Below are 4932 nucleotides of genomic sequence, written 5' to 3'. Positions count from 1 at the left end.
ATCCGGCAGGATGCCGCGCCGGATCGCTTGCTCGAAGGTCAGCGGCGGATGCGCAGGGTGACCACCTGGAACGGGGTCAGCTCGAGGAGCACGTCCTCGCCGTCGCGGTGCGCGGCGTCCAGCGGCCGCTCCAGCAGGTCCGTCACGACCACGCCGGTGTGCTCGAACGCCGGCGTGACGCGGGCCCGGGCGCGGCCGCCGCGGCTCTGGTAGAGGCGCACGACGACGTCGCCGCTGCCGTCCTCGGCGAGCTTGACGGCCTCGACGACGACGGCGTCGTCGTCCACCGCGAGGAGCGGCTCGACGCCGTGGTCCCCCGCGACGACGCGCTCGGGCAGGTTGAGCGCGTAGCCGTGGCGGACGGCGTCGTCGATGCCGGCGCCGACGACGAGCTCGCAGGTCAGCTCGTGCTCGCCCTGGTCGGCGTCGGGGTCGGGGAACCTCGGCGCGCGCAGCAGCGAGAGCCGCACGGTGGTGCCTCGGGCGCCCTGGGCGTCGGTCGCGTCGTCGGTGCGGGTCCGGGTGATGTCGTGCCCGTACGTCGAGTCGTTCGCGACGGCCACGCCGAAGCCCGGCTCCCCCACGTGCACCCACCGGTGCGCGACGGTCTCGAACCGCGCGTGGTCCCACGACGTGTTGACGTGCGTGGGCCGGTGCACGTGCCCGAACTGGATCTCGGACGTCGCGCGCTCGGCGCGCACGTCGAGCGGGAACGCGAGCTTGAGCAGCTTCTGCCGCTCGTGCCAGTCGACGCGGGTCGTGATGCGCAGGCCGCGGCCCTCGACGGGGAGCGCGAGGTCCTGCTCGACGCGCGACGACCCGAGCTCGCGCAGCACGCGCACCACCGGCCCGGACGCGCCGTCGGTGACCTCGATCTTCGCCGCGTCGACGAGGTCGGTCGTGCTGCGGCGGTAGTGCTCGTCGATGTCCCACGCCTCCCACTCGTTGGGGACGTCGCGGTGCAGCTGGAGCAGGTTCGCCCTCGCGCCGGGCAGGACGGCCTCGCGCCCGCTCGCGCGGTCGACGGCGGACACGACGTGCCCGTTGCCGTCGACGACGACGCGCACGAGGTCGTTCTCGAGCACCCAGCCGTCGCCCTCGGCCACGGGCGTCACGGTGCCGGCGCCGCGCGCCGCGTCGAGGGCCGTGGCGCCGAGCGCCGCGACGCCGTCGCGCGCGAACGGCCCGGCGTTCACGGCGACCGGCCGCTCACCCTCCCCGACCAGCGCCCGCAGCGCCTCGGCGACGATCTCCTCGAGCTCGCGCGCCATCTCGGCGTAGTTGCGCTCGGCCTCGCGGTGCACCCAGGCGATGGACGACCCCGGCAGGATGTCGTGGAACTGCTGCAGCAGCACGGTGCGCCACAGCCTCTGCAGCCGCTCGGCCGGGTAGTCCGCGCCGACGCGCACGGCCGCCGTCGCCGCCCACAGCTCGGCCTCGCGCAGCAGGTGCTCGCTGCGGCGGTTGCCGCGCTTGGTGCGGGCCTGCGACGTGTAGGTGCCGCGGTGGTACTCGAGGTACATCTCCCCCGTCCACGTGGCCGGGTCCGCGTACTCGGCCCGGGCGGCGTCGAAGAAGGACTGCGAGTCGGACAGCTCCACCTTCGGCGACCCCTCGAGGTCGCGCGTGCGCCGGGCCGCGGCCACCATCTCGCGGGTGGGGCCGCCGCCGCCGTCGCCGAAGCCGAACGGGACCAGCGACGTGTTGGCACGACCCTTCTCGGCGTACTGCCGCTCGGCCCGCGCGAGCTCCTCGGCGGTCAGCTCCGAGTTGTACGTGTCCACGGGCGGGAAGTGCGTGAACACCCGCGACCCGTCGATGCCCTCCCACCAGAACGTGTGGTGCGGCATGGTGTTGGTGTCGTTCCACGAGATCTTCTGCGTGAGGAAGTTGTCGCTGCCGGCCAGGCGGGCGAGCTGCGGCAGGGCCGCCGTGTACCCGAAGGAGTCCGGCAGCCACACCTCCTTCGGCTCCACGCCCAGCTCCTCGATGAAGTACCGCTTGCCGGCCACGAGCTGGCGGGCCAGCGCCTCGCCGCCGGGCATGTTGGTGTCCGACTCCACCCACATGCCGCCCACCGGCACGAACCGGCCCTCGCGCACGCGCTCGCGGATCCGCTCGAACAGCTCCGGGTAGTGCTCCTGCACCCACGAGTACTGCTGCGCCGAGGAGCAGGCGAACTTCACGTCCGGGTCCTCGTCCATGAGGGCGAGCACGTTGGAGAACGTGCGCGCGCACTTGCGCACGGTCTCGCGCGTGGGCCACAGCCACGCGGAGTCGATGTGCGCGTGGCCGACGGCGTGCACCCGGTGGGCGGACGCCGCGGCCGGTGCGGCGAGCGCGTCCACGAGCGCCGCGCGGCCCGCGGCCGCGGTGCCGGCGACGTCGTCCGGGTCGACGGCGTCGAGCATGTCCTCGAGCGCGCGCAGCACCTCGGCCGCGCGCGGGCTCGTGGCGGGCAGCACCCGCACCAGGCCGTGCAGGGCGCGCACGTCCTGGAGCAGCTCCCACACCGTCTCGTCGACGAGAGCCACGTGCATGGTGCGCAGCGCGTAGATCGGGTCCGACCCGGAGGTCTCCCAGGCGCCCATCGGCGTGGGCCGCGTCCACGCGCCGCCCGGGACGTCGGGGTTGGCGGCGGCCTCGACGTAGACGTCCACGCGGCCATCGGCGTCGAGCGCCTGACCGGCGACGAGCGGCACGTGCTGGTTGCGCGGCTCGACGGCCTTGACGATGCGGCCGTCGGGGGTCCACGCCGTCCCCTCGGCCTGGAAGCCCGGGCCGGCGCCGGTGAACCCGAGGTCGACGACGAGCTCGACGCGCGTCCCGGCGGGCGCGGCCTCGCCCGACCACCCCGCCGGCACGGTGCCCGTCACGTGGAACCACGTCGTGTCCCACGGCCGCCCCCAGGGAGAGCCGATCGCGAACGGGGCGTACGTGGCGCGCGCCGCCTCGGCGAAGGGCACCGGCTCCCCGCCGACGGTCCACGCCTCGACGTCGAGGGGCCGGGTCTCGCGCAGGACGGCGGGCTCCAGCCAGTCCTTCACGAAGCGCTCGAGGCGCATGGTGGTGCGGGTGGTGGTGTCGTGCATGGAACGGGCTCCTGGTGACGGGGCGGGCGGTGGAACAGGGGGTGCGGTCAGCCCTTGACGGCTCCGGCGAGCGCGAACGAGCCGCCGGAGAGTCGTGAGACGAGCACGTACAGGCCGACGGCGGGCAGGGCGTAGAGCATGGAATAGGCCGCGAGCTGGCCGTACGCGACCGAGCCGTACTGGCCGAAGAACGCGAAGATGCTCACGGCAGCCGGCTGCTTCTCCGGCGTCAGCAGCAGCACGAAGGGGACGAAGAAGTTCCCCCACGCCTGGATGAACACGAAGATGAAGACGACGGCGATGCCGGGCCGCATGAGCGGCAGCACGATGGTGCGCAGCGTCGTCATGGCCGACGCGCCGTCCGTCCACGCCGCCTCCTCGAGGGAGATCGGCACGGAGTCCATGAAGTTCTTCGTCATCCAGATCGCCATCGGCAGCGACGTCGCGGCCATGAAGAACGTGGTGCCGGCCAGGGAGTCGAGCAGGTTGAGCCGCACGAACAGCGAGTAGACCGGCACCATCATGGCCGTGATCGGCAGGCAGGTGCCGAACAGCACGGCGTACAGGAACGGCTTGTTGAAGCGCATCCGGTAGCGCGACAGCGGGTACGCGGCGAGCACCGACGCGAGCACGGTGATGAGGCCGGTGCCCGCGGACAGGACGAAGGCGTTGGCCAGCGGCACCCACGTCTGCTCGGGCGTCATGACGGCCGTGAAGTTCTCGAGCGTGAACGTCTCCGGCAGCCCGACGGCGAGCGTCGCGCTCGGGTCCAGCGACGCCAGCACGATCCACCCGAGGGGCAGCAGGAAGCACAGCCCGACGACGACGAGCACGACGTTCGACAGGATGCGTGCCGTGCGCGGCCCGGGGGCGGCGACCGACGGCGTCGACCGCCGTCGCCCGGGGTGCGCGCCGGCGACGTCGGGCCCGGGCGAGGGGACGGACGCCGGGGCGGTGGTCTGGGCCATCAGTCGACCTCCGGCTTCAGGCTGCGGATGTACACGACGGAGAACACGGCGCCGATCACGAGCATCACGGTGGCGATCGCCGTGCCGTAGCCGACCTGGGCGAACTTGAACGCCTCCTGGTAGGCGAGGATCGGCAGGGTGGAGCTGTCGGTGCCGGGGCCGCCGCCGGTCATCACGTAGATGAGCGTGAAGACGGACAGCGTCTGCAGCGTGGTGAGCATGAGGTTGGTCGAGATGCTGCGGCGGATGGTCGGGAGCGTGACCCACACGAGGCGCTGCACCCCGTTGGCCCCGTCGACCGTCGCGGCCTCCGTGATCTCCGGCGGCACCTCCGCGATCGCGGCGGAGTAGACCATCATCGAGAACGCCGTGCCGCGCCAGACGTTGGCGAGGATGACGGCGAACATCGGGTACTGGAAGAGCCAGTCCGGGCCGGTGATCCCCACGCCCGCGAGCAGCGAGTTGAGCGTGCCGTCGGCGTGGAAGAACGCGTAGGCGGCGAAGGCGGCCACGATCTCGGGCAGCACCCAGGCCGTGACGACGAGCGTCGAGACGACGGCGCGCACGGGCTTCAGCGCGGAGCGCATGAGCATCGCCAGCCCGAGGCCGGCCACGTTCTGCCCGATCACCGCGGACGCGATGACGAACAGCACCGTGAGCCACAGGGCCTTCGGGAAGTCGGGGTCGCCGAGCAGCGCGACGTAGTTGTCCAGGCCGACCCACTCGGGGTTCGCCGCGTTCGGGCCGGTGAGGGCCGCGTTGGTGAACGAGCCGTAGAACGACCACACGACCGGGCCGAGCATGAACAGCGCGAGCAGGGCGACGGCGGGCAGCATCGGGACGAGGCGGCCGGCGGTGCGGCGCGCGTGCGC

At 72.9% G+C, this 4932-nt stretch carries 3 protein-coding genes; all 3 read right to left on the bottom strand.

Annotated features, from left to right (window positions below):
• Positions 1–38: 38 nt before the first annotated feature.
• A complete protein-coding gene (locus ACFWEK_RS18905; RefSeq protein ID WP_430555040.1) occupies positions 39–3092 on the bottom strand; it encodes an alpha-mannosidase in 3054 nt (1017 codons plus the stop codon).
• A gap of 47 nt (positions 3093–3139) precedes the next feature.
• Entirely contained in the window at positions 3140–4060 is a 921-nt protein-coding gene (locus ACFWEK_RS18900; RefSeq protein ID WP_430547246.1) for a carbohydrate ABC transporter permease, read from the bottom strand.
• A partial coding sequence (locus ACFWEK_RS18895; RefSeq protein WP_430555039.1) for a carbohydrate ABC transporter permease occupies positions 4060–4932 on the bottom strand: 873 nt, incomplete at its 5' end. The genes ACFWEK_RS18900 and ACFWEK_RS18895, both read right to left, overlap by 1 nt.

It is taken from the genome of Isoptericola sp. NPDC060257 (assembly GCF_042726645.1).
Taxonomy (GTDB): Bacteria; Actinomycetota; Actinomycetes; order Actinomycetales; family Cellulomonadaceae; genus Isoptericola; species Isoptericola nanjingensis.
This window is presented reverse-complemented; position numbering and strand designations above follow the sequence as displayed.